Consider the following 20,472-nt stretch of genomic DNA (forward strand, 5'->3'; position numbering starts at 1 on the left):
TACCTGGGCTTCATGTGGGCCCATCCGGGCAAGCAACTGCTGTTCATGGGGCAGGAGTTCGCGCAGGGCGCGGCGGGCTCGGACTTGCGGGACGGCTTGCGGGCGGTCACAGGGACAGCCTCCTCGGAGGTGTTGGCGGGGTGGGCGGAATCGGGCGGTACGGGGGAGCGCGGCATCTTCAGCGGGCGGAACCGGAGGCCAGGCGGTGGATCGCGGCCATCGGGACCGGGAGCCAGTCGGGCCGGTGCCGTGCCTCGTACAGCACCTCGTACACCGCCTTGTCGGTCTCGTGGGCGCGCAGCAGCTCCGGTTCGGCGCGTGGGTCGGCGTCCGCCGCCTCGGCGTAGCCGTCGCAGTAGGCGTCCCGGCAGCGGGCCGCCCACTCGGGCTTCCAGGGCCGGTGCGTACGGGCCGCGTAGTCGAAGGAGCGGAGCATTCCGGCGACGTCGCGCACCGGAGGCTGCGGGCTGCGGCGCTCAGGGAGCGGCCGGGCCGGCTCGCCCTCGAAGTCGATCAGCGACCAGAATCCGTCGGTGCCGCGCAGGGTCTGGCCGAGATGGAGGTCGCCGTGCACCCGCTGCGCGGCCCAGCTGCGTCCCCGGTGCCCGAGCGCGGCCACCGCGTCGAAGGCGGTGCGCAGTCCGGGGACGTACGGCACCAGTTCCGGCACCGCGTGGGCGGCCGCCTCCAGCCGCTCCACCATGGCGGCGGCCAGTTCGTCGGTCTGCGAGCGGCGCAGCACCGGGGTGGGCAGGGCGGCGGCGAGCGCGGTGTGCACCTCGGCGGTGGCGCGGCCCAGCGCCCTCGCCTCGGTCAGGAAGTCGTGCCCGGTGGCGAGGGCGCGCAGGGCGAGCTGCCAGCCGTCCTGGGCGCCGCGCAGGAACGGCTGGAGCACCCCGAGCGTCAGCCGCTCCGGCGTCGCCGCCTCGAACCAGGCGACCGGTGCGGGAACCCGGCCGCAGCCCTCGCGAGAGAGCGCGAGCGGCAGTTCGAGGTCGGGGTTGGTGCCCGGGAAGACCCGGCGGAAGATCTTGAGGATGTACGCATTGCCGTACACCAGCGAGGAGTTGGACTGCTCGGTGTCCAGCACGCGGGGCGGCAGGTCCTCCGGGATCGGCTCCGCGCCCCGGTCGAAGCGCACGGCGCCGAGCCGGCCGGGGGTGCGCAATCGTTCCAGCAGCAGCGAGGCCAGGCGCGGGTCGTGCAGACCGTCGTAGACCGCGAGCCCGGACAGCGGTCCGTCCGGCACCCGGCCGATGGCGGCGGGCGCGAGGTGCTGGGGCAGCGCGGAGCGGACCCCGAGCAGCAACTGGTAGCAGTCGACGGGCGGCTGGGCGGGCATGGTGGGCTGATGGACCCGCACCAGCAGGTGCAGCAGCCCGGGGGCGGAGTCGTCGCGGCCGTCCACCGGCAGTATCTCGGTGGCCGAGACGAGCGAGAAGGCGGTGATGGCCCGTCCCTTGCCCGCGAACCACCGCTGCCGGGGCAGCCATTCGTGGAGCAGCGGTCCGAGAGACGGAAGCAGGGCTGTGCTGTTCGCCAGGGTGACCTGAGCGGATGCAGCCTCCGACATGGCATCGCGTCCTTTCCCCGGGCACACCACAGGATGCGAAGAGTGTCCCGGATTGCGGCATTGGCTGTCCGGCTGTGCGGGACGTGTCGGGTCAGGATGATCCGTACGGACTCGACATGAGGGGATAGAAACGCCAGGAGGATCCAGGAAGCTTCCTGAACCACCCGGTATGGGTGCGAGTGCCCCGTGCGGGGCGGTGGAAACCGCCCCGCCGGTGGCCTGGAGGTGTCAGCTCGGCGGCGCGTCCTTGCGCAGCCGGAACCAGTAGAAGCCGTGTCCCGCGAGAGTCAGCAGGTAGGGCCACTGACCGATGGCGGGGAAGCGCACCCCGCCGATCAGCTCCACCGGATGACGCCCGTTGAAGGACCTGAGGTCGAGCTCCGTCGGCTGCGCGAACCGCGAGAAGTTGTGGACGCACAGCACGAGGTCGTCGCCGTGCTCACGGGTGAAGGCGAGCACGGCCGGGTTGGAGGAGGGCAGTTCGTTGTAGGTGCCGAGGCCGAACGCCGGGTTCTGCTTGCGGATCTCGATCATCCGCCGCGTCCAGTGCAGCAGCGAGGACGGGGAGGCCATCGACGCCTCGACGTTGGTGACCTGGTAGCCGTAGACCGGGTCCATGATCGTGGGCAGGTACAGCCGCCCGGGATCGCTGGAGGAGAAGCCCGCGTTGCGGTCGGGCGTCCACTGCATCGGGGTGCGTACGGCGTCCCGGTCGCCCAGCCAGATGTTGTCGCCCATCCCGATCTCGTCCCCGTAGTAGAGGATCGGGGAGCCCGGCAGCGACAGGAGCAGCGCGGTGAACAGCTCGATCTGGTTGCGGTCGTTGTCCAGCAGTGGGGCCAGCCGGCGGCGGATGCCGATGTTGGCCCGCATCCGGGGGTCCTTGGCGTACTCCGCGTACATGTAGTCGCGTTCTTCGTCCGTCACCATTTCGAGGGTCAGCTCGTCGTGGTTGCGCAGGAAGATGCCCCACTGGCAGTTCTGCGGGATCGCCGGGGTCTTGGCCAGGATTTCCGAGACCGGGTAGCGGCTCTCGCGCCGTACGGCCATGAAGATCCGCGGCATCACGGGGAAGTGGAACGCCATGTGGCACTCGTCGCCGCCGCTCCCGTAGTCGCCGAAGTAGTCGACGACGTCCTCCGGCCACTGGTTGGCCTCGGCGAGCAGGACCGTGTCCGGGTAGTTGGCGTCGATCTCCTTGCGGACCCGCTTGAGGAAGTTGTGGGTCTCGGGGAGGTTCTCGCAGTTGGTGCCCTCGCGCTGGTAGAGGTAAGGCACGGCGTCGACCCGGAAGCCGTCGATGCCGAGGTCCAGCCAGAAGCGGAGGGCGGAGATGATCTCCTCCTGCACCGCCGGGTTCTCGTAGTTGAGGTCGGGCTGGTGCGAGAAGAACCGGTGCCAGTAGTACTGCTTGCGCACCGGGTCGAAGGTCCAGTTGGACGTCTCCGTGTCGACGAAGATGATCCGGGCGTCCTGGAACTGCTTGTCGTCGTCGGCCCAGACGTAGTAGTCGCCGTACGGCCCGTCGGGGTCGGTCCGGGACTGCTGGAACCACTCGTGCTGGTCGCTGGTGTGATTCATGACGAAGTCGATGATCACGCGCATGCCGCGCTGGTGGGCGGCGTCGACGAACTCCACGAAGTCGGCGAGGTCGCCGAACTCGGGCAGCACGGCGGTGTAGTCGGACACGTCGTAACCGCCGTCGCGCAGAGGCGACTTGAAGAACGGCGGCAGCCAGAGGCAGTCGACGCCCAGCCACTGGAGGTAGTCCAGCTTGGCGGTGATCCCCTTCAGGTCTCCGATGCCGTCGCCGTTGGAGTCCTGGAAGGACCGGACGAGGACCTCGTAGAACACGGCACGCTTGAACCAGTCGGGATCGCGGTCCTTGGCCGGGGTGTCCTCGAACGTGTCGTGGACGGGCTCATTGACGATCATGGTGTGGGTGACCCTCCGGTCGGCGGGGACGGTCGCAGGACGGCGATGTGCGCGGGCGTCACGCCCGGCTCAAGGCGCACATAGAACGTCCTGCCCCAGTGATAGGAAGTGCCGGTGAGCTCGTCGCGCACCGGCACGCTCTCGTGCCGGTCGAGGCCGAGTTGCGGCATGTCCAACGAGACGGTCGCCTCCTGGGTGTGGTGCGGGTCGAGGTTGACGACCACCAGAAGGATGTTCGAACCGGAGCGCTTGCTGTACACGATCAGGGCGTCGTTGTCGGACGCGTGGAAGTGCACGTCACGCAGCTGCTGCAGGGCCGGGTGGCGGCGCCTGATCCGGTTGAGCGAGGTGATGAGCGGGGCGAGCGAACGGCCCTCGCGCTCTGCGGCTTCCCAGTCCCTGGGCCGGATCTCGTATTTCTCCGAGTCGAGGTACTCCTCACTGCCGTGGTGGATCGGGGTGTTCTCGCACAGCTCGAACCCCGCGTACACCCCCCAGGAGGGGGAGAGGGTCGCCGCGAGCACCGCCCGTGCCTCGAAGGCGGGCCGGCCGCCCTTCTGAAGGTATCCGGGAAGGATGTCGGGGGTGTTCACGAAGAAATTCGGCCGCATGAACGCGGCGGTGTCATGGGCCAGTTCGTTCACGTAGTCCGTGATTTCCCGCCGGCTGTCGCGCCAGGTGAAATACGTGTACGACTGCTGGAAACCGATGGCGGCGAGGGTGCGCATCATCGCCGGCCGGGTGAATGCCTCGGCCAGGAAGATCACATCGGGATCGGTGCCGTTGATCTCCGCGATCACCTTCTCCCAGAAGATCACCGGCTTGGTGTGCGGATTGTCGACGCGGAAGATCCGTACGCCCCGGTCCATCCAGAACCGCAGGATGCGTACGCTCTCCGCGACGATGCCCTCAAGATCCCTGTCGAAGGCGATCGGGTAGATGTCCTGGTATTTCTTCGGCGGATTCTCCGCGTAGGCGATCGAGCCGTCCGCCCGGTGCTGGAACCACTCGGGATGCTTCTCCACCCACGGGTGGTCGGGCGAGCACTGGAGGGCGAAATCCAGGGCCACTTCCATCCGCAGATTGCGGGCGGTCTCCACAAAATGGGCGAAGTCCTCCAGCGTGCCCAGGTCCGGGTGGACCGCGTCGTGCCCGCCCTCCGGCGAACCGATCGCCCAGGGCACGCCCACGTCGTGCGCGTCGGGGGTCAGGGAGTTGTTCGGACCCTTGCGGTGGGTCGTGCCGATGGGGTGGACCGGCGGCAGGTACACCACGTCGAAGCCCATCGCGGCGACCGCCGGCAGCCGCTCGGCCGCCGTCCGGAAGGTGCCGCTCACCAGCCGGGGCGCCTGCGGGGCGGCGGACTTGGCGCCGCGCCCCTTGCGCGGCTTCGCGGCCTCGAAGCGGGCGCCCTCGGAGCGCGGGAACATCTCGTACCAGGAGCCGTACAGCGCGCGCCGGCGCTCGACGACCAGCGGGTGCGGGCGGGAGGCGGTGACCAGTTCGCGCAGGGGGTGGCGGGCCAGCGCGTCCCCGGCCTCGGGGGCCAGGGCCGCCGCGAGCCGGGCCTCGGCCGGCCGGGACTCGTCGCGCAGCGCGTCCACGGCCGCCAGCACCGCCTCGCGGCCGTCGCGCTTGGGTACGCCCTCGGCGGCCCGCTCGTACAGCTCGGCGCCCTCGGTGAGCATCAGCTCGGTGTCGATGCCGGCCGGGATCTTGATCAGCGCCGCGTGGCGCCAGGTGGCGACCGGGTCGCTCCACGCCTCGACCGTGTACGTCCAGCGGCCCTCGGCGTCCGGTGTCACCTCGGCGCCCCAGCGGTCGGTGCCCGGGGCCAGTTCGCGCATCGGCGTCCAGGGGCCCGGCCGGCCGCTCGGGCCGTGCAGCACGACATTGGCCGCCACCGCGTCGTGGCCCTCCCGGAAGACGGTCGCGGTGACCTGGAAGGTCTCACCGGAAACGGCCTTGGCGGGCCTTCTGCCGCAGTCGACGAGCGGATGGACGTCGAGAACGGGAATGCGACCGATCATGGAATCACCTGGGGACTGGAGCGCGGACTCGGCAAGGTGGGCAGCGGGCGCCGAAGGCTGAACGCGCGCGCCGCGAGGATGGGGTTGCGTCCTTTGTAGCCGCTCGGTGGATGACTGGTGGGGTCTGGGCATGGCCGCTCCTGTCCGCGTTCACTCGAATGGCAGTCCAAACAGGTCGTATACGAATCGGGGACCGATCACCGGCGGCCAGGGAATGAATCACGCGCGTGCCGGGGATGAACCGTCATCGCTGTCATCCGAATACATTCGTTCCGGGTACCCGGGAAACCCTCCCCCACATCGCGGTGGGCCAATCCGGTGATATGTCATCTGCTCGGGCGTATGGGGGACGTAGCGAATGCGCCGGGCTCCGCCGCGCGCACGCGGGATTGCGCGGAACCGGCGCACGCGGGTGGGAAAGGGCGCCACACGGCAGCTTTCCTTGTGCCGCGAAGGCCCACAAGGCCGCACGAGGGGAAGGAATCGGCCATAACGCCTGTGACATATGAGCCCGGTGACGCACAGGGAGATGTGCGGGGCGTACGGGACAGCGGCGCACGGGCGCCCGGAACGCCCCGGTCGCACACCGCGCGGAATTTTTGCGCCGTGTCCGGCGAGGGGGACACCCGGCTACCGTCGAGGGTGACGGAGCGGCGCACATGGTGGTGCGTCCCGCTCGGATTCGTACGTCCCCTGTAAAGGTGGAATGCGTGAAGGCCATTCGTCGATTCACCGTGCGTCCCGTCCTTCCGGACTCCCTCCAACCCCTCAGCGACCTGGCGCGCAACCTGCGCTGGTCCTGGCACACCGAGACCCGCGAGCTCTTCCGGTCCGTCGACCCGGCGGCTGGCCCGGCGGCGGAGTGCGACCCCGTCCGCCTGCTCGGTTCCGTCTCCGCGGGGCGGCTCGCGGAGCTGGCTCGCGACGAACCGTTCCTGCAGCGGCTCGCCGAGGCGTCCGCCGACCTCCGGGACTACCTCCGAGGGCCCCGCTGGTACCAGGAGCAGCGCGAGCGGGGCGCCGACCTGCCCGCCGCCATCGCCTACTTCTCACCCGAATTCGGGGTGACCGCCGCCCTGCCCCAGTACTCCGGCGGGCTCGGCATCCTCGCCGGTGACCACCTCAAGGCCGCCAGCGACCTGGGCGTGCCCCTCGTCGGCGTCGGCCTGCTCTACCGCCACGGCTACTTCCGGCAGAGCCTGTCCCGGGACGGCTGGCAGCAGGAGCACTACCCCGTCCTCGACCCCAACGAGCTGCCCCTCACCCTGATCCGCGAGGCCGACGGCACCCCGGCCCAGGTCGTCCTGGACCTGCCCGGCGGCCGCTCCCTGCACGCGCAGATCTGGCAGGCCCACGTCGGCCGGGTCCCGCTGCTCATGCTCGACTCCGACGTCGAGGAGAACGCCCCCGGTGAACGCGAGGTCACCGACCGGCTGTACGGCGGCGGCAGCGAGCACCGGCTGCTCCAGGAAATGCTGCTCGGCATCGGCGGCGTCCGTGCCGTGCGCGCCTACTGCCGGCTCACCGGCCACCCCGCCCCGGAGGTCTTCCACACCAACGAGGGCCACGCCGGCTTCCTCGGCCTGGAGCGCATCCGCGAGCTGGCCACGACCGGCCTGGACTTCGACTCCGCGGTGGAGTCCGTGCGCGCCGGCACCGTCTTCACCACCCACACCCCGGTCCCGGCCGGAATCGACCGGTTCGACCGCGAACTGGTCGCCCGCCACTTCGGCGAGGACGGCGAACTGCCCGGCGTCCCCGCCGAACGCGTCCTGGAACTCGGCACCGAGACCTACACCGGCGGCGACCCGGGCGTCTTCAACATGGCGGTGATGGGGCTGCGGCTCGCCCGGCGCGCCAACGGCGTCTCCACGCTGCACGGAGCGGTCAGCCGGGAGATGTTCGCCGGGCTCTGGCCGGGCTTCGACGCCCCGGAGGTGCCGATCACCTCCGTCACCAACGGCGTCCACGCGCCGACCTGGGTCGCCCCCGAGGTCCTGCGGCTGCGCGCCGAGACGGGGGGCACCCCGGGCCGCTGGGACTCCGTCGCCGACATCCCCGCCCGCCGGCTCTGGGAGCTGCGCCGCACCCTGCGCGAACAGCTGGTCGGCGAGGTCCGGCAGCGACTGCACGCCTCCTGGCGCCACCGGGGCGCCCAGCCCGCCGAACTCGGCTGGATCGACGGCGTCCTCGACCCGGACGTGCTGACGATCGGCTTCGCCCGCCGCGTCCCCTCGTACAAGCGGCTGACGCTGATGCTGCGCGACCGCGACCGGCTGCGGGGGCTGCTGCTGCACCCCGAGCGGCCGGTCCAGATCGTCGTCGCGGGCAAGGCGCACCCGGCCGACGACGGCGGGAAGCGGCTGGTCCAGGAGCTGGTGAGGTTCGCCGACGACGCCCGGGTCCGCCACCGCATCGTCTTCCTGCCCGACTACGGGATGGCGATGGCCCAGAAGCTCTACCCGGGCTGCGACGTGTGGCTGAACAACCCGCTGCGCCCGCTGGAGGCCTGCGGGACGAGCGGGATGAAGGCCGCGCTCAACGGCTGCCTCAACCTGTCCGTGCTGGACGGCTGGTGGGACGAGTGGTTCGAGCCGGACTTCGGCTGGGCGATCCCGACGGCGGAGGGGAGCGCGCTGGACGAGGACCGGCGCGACGACCTGGAGGCCAATGCCCTGTACGAGCTGATCGAGGACCGGGTGGCGCCGCACTTCTACGACCGCCGGGACGAGGGGCTGCCGGGGCGCTGGATCGAGATGGTCCGCCGCACGATGGGCACCCTGGGGCCCAAGGTGCTCGCCGACCGGATGGTCACGGAGTACGTGGAGCGGCTGTACGCCCCCGCCGCGCTCGACCAGCGGTCCATGGATGCGGCCAGGGCCCGGGAGCTGGCGGGATGGAAGGCGAAGATCCGGGCGGCCTGGCCGCGGGTGGCCGTCGACCATGTGGAGGCGGTGACGCCGACCGCCTCCGGTACGACGGCGGAGCTGGGCTCCACGCTGGCGCTGCGGGTCCGGATCTCGCTGGGCGCGCTGGCGCCGGACGACGTGGAGGTGCAGGCGGTGGCCGGGCGGGTGGACTCGTCCGACGCGATCTTCGACGCCCAGTCCTTCCCGCTGAAGCCGGCGGGCGGCCAGGACCTGGAGGGCCACTGGCTGTACGAGGGCCCGCTCGCCCTGGACCGGACGGGCCCGTACGGCTACACCGTGCGCGTGCTGCCGGCCCACCGGCTGCTGGGAAGCGGCGCCGAACTCGGCCTGGTCGCCCAGCCGACGGGGACCACGGGTGAGGGCGCGGGTCTGCTGATGCGCTGAGGGGGCGCGGCCCCAGGGGCCCGGTGCCGGGAGGGATCTCCCGGCACCGGGCCCTTCGCTTTCTGAACACAGAACCTTGACGTGTTCATGGAATGCCTTTAGGTTCCTCACTCATTGCAGCGTTCACAACCCGACCCACCGTTCATGTATGTGAATATCCAGGGTCGGGTGGTGGACCTCCTCCGCACCGGAAGGCACCCCCACATGCGCACCGGAACCATCGCGCGCGGCCTCGGCCTCGCCGCCGCCCTCGCCGCACTGACCACCGGCCTGTCCATGGCCCCGGCCTCCGCCGGCGGGCCGGCCGSCCCGCCCGCCCCGGCGCGGGCCGCCGCCCCCGCCGCCTTCACCCACCCCGGCGTACTCGTCAGCCGCCCCCAGCTCGACTTCGTACGTTCCAGGGTCCAGGCGGGCGCCCAGCCCTGGAAGAGTGCCTACGACCAGATGATGGGAAGCAAGTACGCCTCGCTGACCAGGGCCGCGAAGCCCCGCGCGGTCGTCGAGTGCGGCTCGTACTCCAACCCCAACTACGGCTGCACCGACGAGCGCGAGGACGCGATCGCCGCGTACACCCTGTCGCTGGCCTGGTACATCACCCAGGACAGCCGCTACGCGCAGAAGGCGATCGAGATCATGGACGCCTGGTCGTCCGTGATCAGGGACCACACCAACAGCAACGCCCCGCTGCAGACCGGCTGGGCGGGCTCCTCCTGGCCCAGGGCCGCCGAGATCATCAAGTACACGTACGGCTCCTGGCCGAACTCCGGCCGGTTCGCCACCATGCTGCGCGACGTCTACCTGCCCAAGGTCATCAACGGCTCGAACAGCAACGGCAACTGGGAGCTGAGCATGACCGAGGCCGCGATCGGCATCGCGGTCTTCCTGGAGGACCGGACCTCGTACGACAAGGCGGTCGCGAAGTTCCGCGGCCGGGTGCCCGCGTACATCTATGTGAGCGCGGACGGCGCGCTGCCGAAGACGGCGCCCGGCAGCGGACTGGACACCAAGGACAAGATCATCAAGTACTGGCAGGGGCAGTCCGTCTTCATGGACGGGCTCTCCCAGGAGACCTGCCGCGACCTCACGCACACCGGATACGGCCTGTCGGCCATCTCGCACATCGCCGAGACCAGCCGGATCCAGGGGCAGGACCTCTATCCGGAGATCGCCGAGCGGCTGCGCCACGCGCTCGGGCTGCACGCCAAGTACCAGGTGGGCAACCCCGTCCCGGGCAATCTCTGCGGCGGAAGCCTCAAGGACAGCCTCGGCCCGGTCACCGAGGTCGGGTTCAACGCGCTGCACAACCGGATGGGCATCGCGATGACCAACACCCAGACGCTCACCGAGCGGCAGCGGCCCGCCGGGTCCAACAACCTGTTCGTCGCCTGGGAGACCCTGACCCACGCGGACAACCCGAACTGAGCGCACACGGACGAGCAGCCGCCCGGGAGAGAGGGTCCTCTCCCGGGCGGCTGCGTCGCGTCAGCGACGGGTCATGCGGTGGGGGGTGTGGCGGGGGTGGTTCAGAAGGTCAGCTTGAAGCTGTTGATCTTCCCGGTGTCCCCGCTGTAGACGTCCTGGACCTTGAGCTTCCAGGTGCCGTTGGCCGTCTCCGACGAGGCGTTGACCGTGTAGGTCGTCTTGACGTTGTCCGCCGAGTCGCTGGAGGAGGAGTTCTTCAGACGGTAGGTGCTGCCGTCCGGCGCGACGAGGTCGATGACCAGGTCACCGCGGTAGGTGTGGGTGATGTCCACGCCGACCTTGAGGGCGCTCGGGGCTTTGCCGGTGCGGCCGGTGACGGTGACCGAGCTGGTGACGGCGGAGCCGCGGTCCGGGATGGAGACGGCGGTCTTGTTCTCGAAGACCGTGCCGTCACCGGGGTCCGGGTCGGTGCCGCCGGAGCGCGCACCGACGTTGATCCCGGCCCAGGCGTCCTGGACGGCCTTGTACTCGGCGCTGGTCGTGCCGTACAGCTCACCGGCCACCGCGAGCGTGCCGGTGCGGGCCCCCGCGTAGTTGGTGGTGGAGGTGAACTTGGTGCTGAGCGCCTTGAACCAGATCTGCTCGGCCTTCGCGCGGCCGATGCCGGTCACCGGCAGGCCGTCGGAGGTCGGGGAGTTGTAGCTGACGCCGTTGATGGTCTTCGCGCCGCTGCCCTCGGACAGCAGGTAGAAGAAGTGGTTGGCCGGACCCGACGAGTAGTGCACGTCGATGTTGCCGATGCCCGAGTACCAGGCGTCGGGGGACGTGCCGTCGCGGCTCGGCTTGTCCTGGTAGCGCAGCGGGGTGCCGTCGCCGTTGATGTCGATCTTCTCGCCGATGAGGTAGTCGCCGACATCGGTGGAGTTGTTGGCGTAGAACTCGACGGCGGAGCCGAAGATGTCGCTGGTCGCCTCGTTGAGGCCGCCGGACTCACCGCTGTAGTTCAGGCCGGCGGTGTTCGAGGTGACGCCGTGGCTCATCTCGTGGGCCGCCACGTCCAGCGCGGTCAGCGGGTGCGCGTTGCCGCTGCCGTCGCCGTACGTCATGCAGAAGCAGCTGTCGTCCCAGAAGGCGTTGACGTAGTTGTTGCCGTAGTGGACGCGGGAGTACGCGCCGACGCCGTCGCCCTTGATGCCGTTGCGGCCGTGGACGTTCTTGTAGTAGTCCCAGGTCTCGGCCGCGCCGTAGTGGGCGTCCGCCGCCGCGGTCTCCGGGCTGGTGCCGTTGCCGTCTCCCCAGACGTCGTCGGCGCCGGAGAAGAGGGTGCCCTTGCCGGACGTGCCGTGGTTCAGGTTGTACGTCTTGTGGCTGCCGCGCGCGGTGTCGGTCAGGTTGTACGAGCCGGAGGACCCGGAGGTGCCCAGGGTGACCTGGCCGCTGTACTCGGTGTTGCCGACGCCGTTCTCGATGGCCTGCCACTCGTAGAGCTTCGCTCCGGTGGAGGCGTCCGTGATGACGTGCAGCGCGTTCGGGGTGCCGTCCTCCTGGAGGCCACCGACCACGGTCTCGTACGCGAGCTGCGGGGTGCCCGAGGCCATCCAGACGACCTTGCGGGGAGCCTTGTCCGCCTTGGCCCTGTCGGAGCCGGCCGCCTTCGCCGCGCCGAGCGCCTGCTTGGAGGCCGCCGCCGGGGTGATGTCCGCGACGGTGTCCACGGCCTTGAGCTGGGAGGTGGTCGCGCGGGACGCCTTGACGACGCTCTCGGTCGCGCCGGCCTTCGACTCCTGGACGACCAGGTCGCCGCCGAGGACCGGGAGGCCGTCTAGGGTGCGCTCGTAACGGGTGTGCGTGGTGCCGTCGTTGTCCTGGACGACGTCCTTGACGACGAGCTTCTCCTGGGACCCGAGGCCGAGCTTCTTCGCGGTGGCCGCCGTGCTCGCGGTGGCCTCGCGGATCAGCTCGGCCCGCTGCGAGGGGGAGAGCTGCTTGGCAAGGGCGCCGGGGTTCGCCTTGGAGGCGGTGGCGGTCCTTGCGGTGCCGCTGTCCGGGGCGGCCGAGGCCGCTCCGGTCTGGACTCCTACGGCGAGGAGGGCAGCTGCGGCTATCAGAGCGCCGGTCGCGGTGGTACGACGGCTGTGCGTGGATCTCACGCGGACTCCTTCTGCGAGGGGGGTACCGGCGGCTGGGTGAGCCGTCCGGGCAGAGCAAGCAGTGCGCAGAACGGGGTGAAGAGTGTCAGGAGTCGGCCATCCCTGTCAGGACCGCGTCAACAACTTGGCCGGAATTCGTTCGTTGCCGGAATGGTCATGTTCGTTAAGCGGACGTTTCACCGATCTTCACGGGGTGACCCCGAGGGGTCCGCGGAGGGCATCGGGGGCCCGAAGGCGCAGGGCGCGTCGGGGTTTCGTGCACGCGAGCGGAGTGCGACGCGAATGTGAACAAGCGGAAAGTTCCCACCTGTCGAGACAGAGCGGGAGCGTGGCTCGATCCCGACCGTCCGTCCCGGGATGAATCGGGCGGACGGCCGGGCCGGGCCGGGGCGTCAGGCCAGGCTCTCCCGCCAGGCACGGTGCAGCCCGGCGAACCTGCCGGTACCGGCGATGAGTTCGGCCGGTGCGCCGTCCTCCACGACCCGCCCCCGCTCCATCACCAGCACCCGGTCCGCCACCTCCACGGTCGACAGCCGGTGCGCGATCACCACCGCGGTGCGGCCGTGCAGCACGGTGCCCATCGCCTGCTGCACCGCGCGCTCGCCGGGGATGTCCAGCGAACTGGTCGCCTCGTCGAGGATCAGCACCGCCGGGTCCGCCAGCAGCGCCCGCGCGAAGGCCACCAACTGCCGCTGGCCGGCCGAGATCCGGCCGCCCCGCTTGCGGACATCGGTGTCGTAGCCGTCGGGCAGGCCGGTGATGAAGTCATGGGCGCCGATCGCCTTCGCCGCGCGCTCGATCTCCTCGCGGCTCGCCTCCGGACGGCCGATCGCGATGTTCTCCGCGACCGTCCCGGAGAACAGGAACGCCTCCTGGGTCACCATCACCACCCCGCGCCGCAGCTCGGGCGTGGCAAGGTCCCGCAGGTCGGTGCCGTCGAGCAGGACCCGGCCCTCGGTCGGGTCGTAGAACCGGGCCAGCAGCTTGGCCAGCGTCGACTTGCCCGCGCCCGTGGAACCGACCACCGCGACCGTCTGCCCCGCCGGGATCGTCAGGTCGAAGCGGGGCAGCACCTCGCCGCCCGTCCGGTACGCGAACCGCACCGCGTCGAAGACCACCTCGCGGCCCGGCTCGGCGCCCGTCCGGACGGGCAGCTCCCGGGGCTCCGGTGCCTCCGGGACGGTGGGCGTCTGGGCCAGCAGGCCGGCGATCTTCCCCAGGGAGGCGGCGGCGGACTCGAAGGCGTTGAGGAACATGCTGAGCCGGTCGATCGGGTCGTAGAGTCGCCGCAGATAGAGCACCACCGCGGCCAGCACCCCGAGCGCCAGGTCCCCCGAGGCGACGCGGTACGCGCCCCACAGCACGATTCCGGCCACGGCCGTGTTGGCGACGAGCCGTGAGCCGATGACGTACCGCGCGTTCTCCACCGTCGCGGCCCCGTTGGTGCCGCGGTGACGCGTGTTCAGCTCCCGGAACGCCGCGTCGTTGACCGGCTCGCGGCGGAACGCCTGGACCGGCCGGATGCCGTTCATCGTCTCCGCGAACTTCACGATGACCGCGGCGATCGCGGTCGAACGGGCGGCGAAGATCACCGATGAGCGCTTCCGGTAGAGCCGCACCAGCAGATACAGCGGCAGGAAGGACGCCACCGCCGCCGCACCCGTGGCCAGGTCGAGCCAGAGCAGGATCAGGGCGATGGAGGCGAACGAGAGGATGACGTAGATCAGTTCCTGGAGGCCCTCGTCCAGCAGCTCCCGCAGCGACTCCAGGTCGGTGGAGGACCGCGAGATCAGCCGCCCGGAGGTGTAGCGCTCGTGGAAGTCCACACTCAGGGCCTGCGCATGGCTGAAGATCCGGCCGCGCAGGTCGAGCAGGACGTCCTGGTTGATCCGCGCCGACTGCCGGATGAACGCGTACTGCAGGGCGCCCGCACCGGCCGAGAAGAGCGCGTAGCCCAGCGCGACCGCGATCAGCGGCCCGTAGTCGTCGTCTCGGAAGGCGGGCACCCCGCTGTCGATGGCATAGGCGACCAGCAGCGGACCCGCCTGCACCGCGGCCTGCTGCAACAGGACGAACAGGGCGGCGACGGCCACCCGCCCCCGCATCGGCCGCAGCAGCGAGCGGAGCAGCTGCCGGGTCGCCCCGTGCGGGGCCGGCAGGTCGTCCCGGTCGAAGGGGTCACCGGGATCCTCGGCGGACGCCTGCGGTGGGCCGGTCACCGGTGTGCCGTCCGCCCGGGCGTCCTGCGCCGGTACGCCGTGCGCCCGGCGTTCGTCCTCGCCGTCGCCCGGTTCCGCGGGCCGTCCGGTCGTCGTGCTGGTCATCGGGTGCTGCCCTCCTCGGCAGGGGCCTTCGCGCCCAGGGATTCGTTCGCGCCGGTCGCGGCGGCGGACGCGCCGGCCTCCGCTGCGGGCCCCGCGCCGGACATCAGCCAGGCGTACTCGGCGTTGGTGCGCAGGAGTTCCTGATGGGTGCCGACCGCGCTGATCCGGCCCTCCGACAGCAGTGCCACCCGGTCCGCGAGCATTACGGTGGACGGCCGGTGCGCGACCACCACCGCGGTGGTCTCCGCCAGGACCCGGCGCAGTGCCGTCTCCACCAGGGCCTCCGTGTGCACGTCGAGCGCCGAGAGCGGGTCGTCGAGCACCAGGAAGCGCGGCCGGCCCACGACCGCCCTGGCCAGGGCGAGGCGCTGGCGCTGACCGCCGGACAGGCTCAGGCCCTGCTCACCGACCTCCGTGCGCACGCCCTGCGGCAGGTCGTGGACGAAGTCGGCCTGGGCCACCGAGAGCGCCCGCAGCAACTCCTCCTCGCCCGCGTCCGCAGCGCCCATCAGCACGTTCTCGCCGACGCTCGCGGAGAACAGCGTCGGCTCCTCGAACGCCACCGACACCAGCTCCCGCAGCCGGGCGCGCGGCATTGTGGTGATGTCCTCGCCGTTCAGGGTGATCCGCCCGCCGGTGGCCTCGTAGAGCCGGGGCACCAGCGAGGTGAGCGTGGTCTTGCCCGAGCCCGTCGCGCCCACCAGGGCCAGCGTCTCGCCCGGCCGGATGTGCAGATCGATGCCGGCCAGGACGGGCGCCGAGCCCTCCTCCGCGTCGGGATAGCGGAACTCGACGCCCTCGAAGACCATGCCGTCCGCCTCGGCGGCCCTGCCCGCGTCCTGACGCCCGGCGTCCTCCTCCTCGGCGACGTCCATCACCTCGAAGAACCGCTCGGTCGCCGTCGCCGCCTCCTGGCTCATCGCCAGCAGGAAGCCGATCGACTCGACGGGCCACCGCAGCGCGAGCGCGGTGGAGAGGAACGCGACCAGCGTGCCCGCCGACAGATCGCCGTCCGCGACCTGGATCGTGCCGAACACCAGCGCGGCCCCGATCGCGAGTTCGGGCAGTGTGGTGATGAGGGCCCAGATACGGGCGAGCAGCCGGGCCTTGCCCAGCTCCGTGGTGCGCAGCCGCTCGGCGAAACCCCGGAAGGTGTCGGCCTGGCTGCGGTGGCGGCCGAAGCCCTTGACGATGCGGATGCCGAGCACGCTCTCCTCGACCACGGTCGTCAGGTCACCGACCTGGTCCTGGGCCAGGCGCGCGACCTTCGCGTACTTCGTCTCGAAGGCCGAGCAGATGATGACGAGCGGCACGACGGGGGTGAGCAGCACCAGACCGAGCGTCCACTCCTGGAGCAGCAGGACCACGAAACCGACGAGGATCGTGGTGGCGTTGACCAGCAGGAAGGTCAGCGGGAAGGCCAGGAACATCCGCAGCAGCATCAGGTCCGTCGTCCCGCGCGACAGCAGCTGCCCCGACGCCCAGCGGTCGTGGAAGGCCACCGGCAGCCGTTGCAGATGCCGGTAGAGGTCGGCCCGCATCGACGCCTCGACCCCGGCCAGCGGACGCGCCACCATCCATCGCCGCACCCCGAACAGCAACGCCTCCGCGATGCCCAGGAGCAGCAGGTACAGGGCGCCGAGCCAGACCCCGCCCGGGTCCCGGCCCGCGATCGGGCCGTCCACGATCCACTTCAGGACCAGCGGGATCACCAGGCCCAGACAGGAGGCGACGACCGCCACCAGGGCCGCGCTGAAGAGGCGGGTCCGTACCGGCTTCACATACGGCCACAACCGCAGCAGGGAGCGTACGGCGGAACGGTCCTTGGGCTCTACATGTTTCTGGGGCATCAGGGAGGAGCCTACGGTCCGTCCGGATATCGGTCCTCGGGTTTTATCCGGCCGCCGGGCGCACCGGCGGCGTGCCGCGGAGTCGTAGGGCGGTATCAACCGATCGGCTGATGCCGGTTCGAGCGCGATGGCCGATACCGCGGCGGAGCCGCCGCGCGGATGCTCGGTGCCATGGCAATCATCGAAGCGAACGGGGTGCGCAAGGCCTACGCCGGACGCCCCGTGGTCGACGGGATCACGTTCTCCGTCGACGAGGGGGAGATCTTCGGGATTCTCGGCCCCAACGGCGCGGGCAAGACCACCACCGTCGAGTGCGTCGCGGGACTGCGCGTCCCCGACGCCGGGACCGTCCGGGTCGCCGGCCTGGACCCGGTCGCCGACCGCGACCGGGTGACCGGACTGCTCGGCGCCCAGCTGCAGGAGAGCGAACTCCAGCCCAAAATCACCGTGCGCGAGGCCCTGGACCTGTACAGCGCGTTCTACCCCGAGCCCGCCGACTGGCGCCCGCTCGCCGAACGGCTCGGGCTGCACGACAAGCTGGACACCCGCTTCCACCGGCTCTCCGGCGGCCAGAAGCAGCGCCTGTCCATCGCGCTCGCCCTCGTCGGCCGGCCCCGCGTCGTCGTCCTCGACGAACTGACCACCGGGCTGGACCCGCGCGCCCGGCGCGACACCTGGCAGCTGATCCAGGACGTACGCGACGGCGGTGTCACCGTCGTCCTCGTCACCCACTTCATGGAGGAGGCCCAGCGCCTCTGCGACCGCATCGCCGTCATCGACCGGGGGCGCGTCGTCGCGCTCGACACCCCGGCCGGTCTCGTCGCCGGCGCCGACGGCTCCACCGTCATCTCCTTCACGCCCTCCGAGCCGCTGCCCGAAGCCGAACTCGCGGGCCTGCCCGGCGCGGTGTCGTACGAGACGCGGGACGGCCGGGTCGTCGTCCACGGCACCGACGAGACCGTCAACGCCGTCATCTCGCTGCTGGCCCGGCTCCGCGTCACCGCCCACCGCCTCCGCGTCGCCGAGGCCACCCTCGACGACGCCTTCCTCGACCTCACCGGCCCCGCCGAGGGGCGCGGACTCACAGAACGGGCAGCCTGAGATGGCCACAGCGCACACCGCACCCGCCCCCGCGCCCCGTACCGCCGTTCCCGGCGCGACGCTCGCCGTCCTCAGGGCGGAGACCCGGCTCTTCCTGCGGGAACCCGGCAGCCTCTTCTGGATCGTCGTCTTCCCGACCGTGCTCCTGACGATCCTGGGCTTCGTCCCGTCCTTCCGGGAGCACGACGACGGACTCGGCGGCCGGCGCGTCATCGACCTGTACGTGCCCGTCGCGGTGCTGCTCGCCCTGATCATGTCGGGGCTCCAGGCGATGCCGCCCGTCCTGACCGGCTACCGCGAACGCGGCATCCTGCGCCGCATGTCCACCACCCCGGTGCGGCCCTCCGCGCTGCTCGGCGCGCAGATCGCGTTGCACGGCGCCGCCGCGCTCGTCTCCGCCCTGCTGGTCGTGGCGGTGGGCCGGACCGCCTACGGGGTACGGCTGCCGGAGCAGCCGTTCGGCTATCTGCTCGCGCTGCTGCTCGCGGTCGCCTGCGTGCTGGCCATCGGCTCGCTGATCTGTGCGCTCTCGCGTACGACGAAGATCGCCGCCGCCGCGGGCTCGCTCGTCTACTTCTCCATGATGTTCACGGCGGGCGTCTGGGTCCCCGTTCAGGCCATGCCGGACGCGCTGCGCCGCGTCGTCCAGGCCACCCCCTTCGGCGCCGCTTCCCAGGCCCTGGACCAGGCGGCCCGGGGCGACTGGCCGGGCTGGGCCTATCTCGGCGCGGTCGCCGCCTGGGCGCTGGCGGCGGGGTGGACCGCGATCCGTACGTTCCGGTGGCAGTAGAAGGGGGCCCGGGTGCGGGGGAGACTGCCCGTATGAGTGAACAGGTGCCGACGGCCGAGCAGTGGTGGGGCCGGTTCTTCCGCTACGGGCCGTACGGGCTGCTCGCCCTCGCCACCATCGTCTCGGCCGTCTCCCGGGACCTCGTCATGTCCCCGGCCGACGTGCGCGCCGCCGCCGTGTTCCTCCCGGCAGCGCTCGTCCTCCAGCTCTGGTGGTCCCGGGCCCCGGCGAGCCCGGGAACGCGGGCCGGGCTCTGCTACTTCACCGTGCGCACCCTGCTGGCCTTCGGGCTCACCTGGTGCAACCCCTTCTTCTCGATCTACGCGGTGCTCGGCTACTTCGACGCCGGCCGGGTCCTCCCGAAGCGCGGCATCCGGCCCGGACTGCTGGCGGTCGCCGTCGTCATGGCGGGCGCGCAGAGCGGCAGCCCCCTGCCGCCCGCCACCCTCATGAACTGGATCGTCTTCGGTGTCGTGCTGGCCGTGCACGCCACCCTCACCATGGTCTTCGCGCAGATCGGCGACCGGGAGGCCGAACAGGACCGGGCCCGGACCGACACCATCAGCGCCCTGGAGTCCGCCAACGCCCGCCTCGAACAGGCCCTCGCGGAGAACGCGGGACTCCACGCCCAGCTCCTCGTCCAGGCCCGTGAGGCCGGGGTGGCCGACGAGCGGCGCCGGCTGGCGGCCGAGATCCACGACACCATCGCCCAGGGCCTCACCGGCATCATCGCCCAGCTCCAGGCCGTCACCTCCACCGCGGGCACCGACCCCGCGCTCGCCCAGGAACACCTCGTACGCGCCGCCGCCCTCGCCCGGCACAGCCTCGGCGAGGCCCGCCGCTCGGTCCACAACCTGCTGCCGGCCGCCCTGGAACACGACGACCTGCCCGGCGCGCTCAAGAAGACCGTCGCCACCTGGTCCCAGCGCACCGGAGTCCGCGCCGAGTTCACCGTCACCGGCACCGTCGAACCCCTCCACGACGAGGTCGGCGCCACCCTGCTCCGCATCGCCGAGGAGGCCCTGGCCAACGCGGACCGCCACGCGGAGGCCTCCCGGGCCGGGGTCACCCTCTCCTACATGGGCGACGAGATCACCCTCGATGTACGCGATGACGGACGCGGCTTCGACCCGGCCGCGCTGCCCCCGTACCGGGGCGCCGGCGGCTTCGGACTCGGCGGGATGCGCTCCCGCGCCGAACGCATCGCGGGCACCGTCGAGGTGGAGACCGGCCCCGGCCTGGGCACGGCGGTCAGCGCCCGCGTCCCGATGGTGCCGCACGCCCGGAACGCCGCCTGACGCCCCGGTAGCCGTCCCGTACGGTGTGCGTCATGGACCCGGAACCCGCGCGCGTCATCACCCTGATCGTCGTCGACGACCACCCCGTCGTACGGGACGGACTGCGCGGAATGTTCGCCGCCGCACCGGAGTTCCGGGTGCTCGGCGAGGCGGCCGACGGGGTCGAGGGCGTCGAGATGGCGGCCCGGCTCGACCCCGACGTGGTGCTGATGGACCTGCGGATGCCGGGCGGCGGCGGGGTCGCCGCGATCACCGAGCTGACCCGGCGCGGCGCCCGCTCCAAGGTCCTCGTGCTCACCACGTACGACACCGACACCGACACCCTGCCCGCGATCGAGGCGGGCGCGACCGGCTACCTGCTCAAGGACGCGCCCCGCGAGGAGCTGTTCACCGCCGTGCGGGCCGCCGCCGAGGGCCGGACCGTGCTCTCACCGGCCGTCGCCTCCCGGCTCGTCTCGGCGGTGCGCGCCCCGGCCGCCGGCGGCAACGAGACGCTGTCCGCCCGCGAGCGCGAGGTGCTGACGCTGGTCGCCCGGGGGACCTCCAACCGGGAGATCGCCGCCGGACTGTTCATCAGCGAGGCGACCGTGAAGACCCACCTCACCCACCTCTTCGCCAAGCTGGGCGTCAAGGACCGGGCCGCCGCCGTCGCCGCCGGCTACGACCGCGGCATCCTCGGCTAGCC

The 20,472-nt window shown here is 71.3% G+C and carries 12 protein-coding genes; 6 read left to right on the forward strand and 6 right to left on the reverse strand.

Features of this window, described 5'->3' with window-relative positions:
* Positions 1 to 178: 178 nt before the first annotated feature.
* The 3 genes from EAO73_RS09625 to EAO73_RS09635 form a co-directional block, all read right to left on the reverse strand.
* On the reverse strand, positions 179 to 1,573 hold the full coding sequence (locus EAO73_RS09625; protein WP_147970958.1) for a maltokinase N-terminal cap-like domain-containing protein: 1,395 nt from the start codon (positions 1,571 to 1,573) through the stop codon (positions 179 to 181).
* Positions 1,574 to 1,801: 228 nt separating this feature from the next.
* Complete coding sequence (gene treS / locus EAO73_RS09630; RefSeq protein WP_147970959.1) at positions 1,802 to 3,508, reverse strand: maltose alpha-D-glucosyltransferase; 1,707 nt, start codon at positions 3,506 to 3,508, stop codon at positions 1,802 to 1,804.
* Entirely contained in the window at positions 3,505 to 5,538 is a 2,034-nt protein-coding gene (locus EAO73_RS09635; protein WP_147970960.1) for an alpha-1,4-glucan--maltose-1-phosphate maltosyltransferase, read from the reverse strand. Before EAO73_RS09635 ends, treS begins: the two co-directional genes overlap by 4 nt.
* Positions 5,539 to 6,248: 710 nt before the next feature.
* Between EAO73_RS09635 and glgP the strand changes: the two genes are divergently transcribed.
* Positions 6,249 to 8,852, forward strand: a complete 2,604-nt coding sequence (gene glgP / locus EAO73_RS09640) for an alpha-glucan family phosphorylase (protein WP_191133975.1) — start codon at positions 6,249 to 6,251, stop codon at positions 8,850 to 8,852.
* A 204-nt stretch (positions 8,853 to 9,056) separates the two neighbouring features.
* Entirely contained in the window at positions 9,057 to 10,274 is a 1,218-nt protein-coding gene (locus tag EAO73_RS09645) for an alginate lyase family protein (protein WP_147970961.1), read from the forward strand.
* A 101-nt stretch (positions 10,275 to 10,375) separates the two neighbouring features.
* On the opposite strand, the gene EAO73_RS09650 is transcribed toward EAO73_RS09645, so the two are convergent.
* From EAO73_RS09650 to EAO73_RS09660, 3 genes are all read right to left on the reverse strand, one after another.
* On the reverse strand, positions 10,376 to 12,424 hold the full coding sequence (locus EAO73_RS09650; protein WP_147970962.1) for a M4 family metallopeptidase: 2,049 nt from the start codon (positions 12,422 to 12,424) through the stop codon (positions 10,376 to 10,378).
* A gap of 392 nt (positions 12,425 to 12,816) precedes the next feature.
* Complete coding sequence (locus tag EAO73_RS09655) at positions 12,817 to 14,748, reverse strand: ABC transporter ATP-binding protein (protein ID WP_147970963.1); 1,932 nt, start codon at positions 14,746 to 14,748, stop codon at positions 12,817 to 12,819.
* Entirely contained in the window at positions 14,745 to 16,598 is a 1,854-nt protein-coding gene (locus EAO73_RS09660) for an ABC transporter ATP-binding protein (RefSeq protein ID WP_147970964.1), read from the reverse strand. Before EAO73_RS09660 ends, EAO73_RS09655 begins: the two co-directional genes overlap by 4 nt.
* Before the next feature lie 171 nt (positions 16,599 to 16,769).
* On the opposite strand from EAO73_RS09660, the gene EAO73_RS09665 reads away from it, so the two are divergent.
* From EAO73_RS09665 to EAO73_RS09680, 4 genes are read left to right on the forward strand one after another with little or no spacing between them, the layout of a single operon-like run.
* Positions 16,770 to 17,699 carry an ATP-binding cassette domain-containing protein gene (locus EAO73_RS09665; protein ID WP_191133976.1) on the forward strand — a complete coding sequence of 310 codons (930 nt, stop codon included), beginning with the start codon at positions 16,770 to 16,772 and terminating at the stop codon, positions 17,697 to 17,699.
* Between the two features lies 1 nt (position 17,700).
* Positions 17,701 to 18,489: an ABC transporter permease gene (locus EAO73_RS09670; RefSeq protein WP_147970966.1), complete on the forward strand. Its 789-nt coding sequence runs from the start codon at positions 17,701 to 17,703 to the stop codon at positions 18,487 to 18,489.
* A gap of 32 nt (positions 18,490 to 18,521) precedes the next feature.
* On the forward strand, positions 18,522 to 19,787 hold the full coding sequence (locus EAO73_RS09675) for a sensor histidine kinase (protein ID WP_147970967.1): 1,266 nt from the start codon (positions 18,522 to 18,524) through the stop codon (positions 19,785 to 19,787).
* A gap of 32 nt (positions 19,788 to 19,819) precedes the next feature.
* Complete coding sequence (locus EAO73_RS09680) at positions 19,820 to 20,470, forward strand: response regulator (RefSeq protein WP_147970968.1); 651 nt, start codon at positions 19,820 to 19,822, stop codon at positions 20,468 to 20,470.
* The last annotated feature ends 2 nt before the right edge of the window (positions 20,471 to 20,472 follow it).

This window comes from Streptomyces sp. col6 (assembly GCF_008042035.1).
Taxonomy (GTDB): domain Bacteria; phylum Actinomycetota; class Actinomycetes; order Streptomycetales; family Streptomycetaceae; genus Streptomyces.

Coding starts and splice junctions, on each gene's coding strand:
- EAO73_RS09625 (WP_147970958.1), bottom strand. CDS start 1,573: ATGTCGGAGGCTGCATCCGCTCAGGTCACCCTGGCGAACAGCACAGCC.
- treS (WP_147970959.1), bottom strand. CDS start 3,508: ATGATCGTCAATGAGCCCGTCCACGACACGTTCGAGGACACCCCGGCC.
- EAO73_RS09635 (WP_147970960.1), bottom strand. CDS start 5,538: ATGATCGGTCGCATTCCCGTTCTCGACGTCCATCCGCTCGTCGACTGC.
- EAO73_RS09655 (WP_147970963.1), bottom strand. CDS start 14,748: ATGACCAGCACGACGACCGGACGGCCCGCGGAACCGGGCGACGGCGAG.
- EAO73_RS09660 (WP_147970964.1), bottom strand. CDS start 16,598: ATGCCCCAGAAACATGTAGAGCCCAAGGACCGTTCCGCCGTACGCTCC.
- EAO73_RS09665 (WP_191133976.1), top strand. CDS start 16,770: ATGGCAATCATCGAAGCGAACGGGGTGCGCAAGGCCTACGCCGGACGC.
- EAO73_RS09670 (WP_147970966.1), top strand. CDS start 17,701: ATGGCCACAGCGCACACCGCACCCGCCCCCGCGCCCCGTACCGCCGTT.
- EAO73_RS09675 (WP_147970967.1), top strand. CDS start 18,522: ATGAGTGAACAGGTGCCGACGGCCGAGCAGTGGTGGGGCCGGTTCTTC.
- EAO73_RS09680 (WP_147970968.1), top strand. CDS start 19,820: ATGGACCCGGAACCCGCGCGCGTCATCACCCTGATCGTCGTCGACGAC.